This window comes from Sphingomonas sp. CCH9-F2 (assembly GCF_001556735.1).
GTDB classification, from domain to species: Bacteria; Pseudomonadota; Alphaproteobacteria; order Sphingomonadales; family Sphingomonadaceae; genus Sphingomonas; species Sphingomonas ginsenosidimutans.
Map to the genome: position 1 here is coordinate 1 of NZ_LSJO01000296.1, position 254 is coordinate 254.

General features: G+C 78.3%; 1 pseudogene. It reads left to right on the plus strand.

Annotation, left to right across the window (positions count from 1 at the left end):
- A pseudogene (locus AX685_RS22465) lies at positions 1-254 on the plus strand (ComEC/Rec2 family competence protein); the annotation flags it as partial.

Consider the following 254-nt stretch of genomic DNA (forward strand, 5'->3'; position numbering starts at 1 on the left):
GGTGATGCCGGCCGAGGCGATCGCGTTGGCGCTCGACGCGGTGGGGCTGGGGGCGCCGGCATGGTGGGTCGCGCATCTGGGGCTGGCGCTGTTGTTGTGGATCGCGCGGACCGTCGCCGCGGCGCCGGGGGCGGTGGCGGCGATCCCGGGGATGCCCGCGGGGGCGTTCGGGCTGATGGCGGCGGGCGGGCTGTGGGTGGCGCTGTGGCGGACGCGCTGGCGGCTGGCGGGACTGATCCCGGTCGCCATCGGGG